This is a genomic window from Oceanobacillus massiliensis str. N'diop (genome assembly GCF_000285495.1).
Lineage (GTDB): Bacteria > Bacillota > Bacilli > Bacillales > Amphibacillaceae > Oceanobacillus > Oceanobacillus massiliensis.
Map to the genome: position 1 here is coordinate 1 of NZ_CAER01000094.1, position 772 is coordinate 772.

Below are 772 nucleotides of genomic sequence, written 5' to 3' on the forward strand. Positions count from 1 at the left end.
GCACAACTTCCTGTTTTATTTCGGGTGTATATTGTGTAAAATGCTGCCCTTTCTTTGCCATAGAAAAATCCCCTCCAAGTAAGACTGTTAGGAACATGATAGCACGTTCTCTTTTTTTATCAGTCTACTTAGAGGGGATAATACCAGGTTTCATCTTTTTTTATGCGGATGCTGAGCAACGATGGCGAGCAGGAATGCGATCGATCGGGCTACTCAGCAACGATGGCGAACTGGAATGCCATGGGGCTACTGAGCTGAGCGGCGATGGCCCGTGAGCGATCTATGGGTTTTCCGGCCGATATATCGGGATTGAAGCAGTTATATTGAATTATGGGCAGATGTCTAAGCACTGGTCCCACTTTTGGTCGATATATTTTTAGTTAGGAAGATATAACCACTTCCAGAAAGATATTGCCCTTTTTATAAGATACTTTTACATTAGGCAATCGTATTTCTACATTTTTCAACAGTATTATGTACAGTTTCTGCAGCATTTAACTCCAAAATTCCGCAGGTGAAAAAATTCTATTCCACATCAAAAAACAGCTGATACAAAATGTATCAGCTGTTTTCGTGTTTGCCTGGCGGCGTCCTACTCTTGCAGGGGCAAAGCCCCAACTACCATCGGCGCTGAAGAACTTAACTTCTGTGTTCGGCATGGGAACAGGTGTGACCTCTTCGCAATAACTACCAGACAACTACCTTAAGGTGTAATAAAACGGCTAGCATCAGCAACAAAAACGGATGCTTACGCTTTTGAATTTTATACCCT

Annotated in this window: 1 rRNA gene; it reads right to left on the reverse strand. The window is 42.5% G+C overall.

Features of this window, described 5'->3' with window-relative positions:
- Positions 1 to 579: 579 nt before the first annotated feature.
- Positions 580 to 695: ribosomal RNA gene (gene rrf, locus OMHG_RS00205) — 5S ribosomal RNA — on the reverse strand.
- Positions 696 to 772 lie beyond the last annotated feature (77 nt).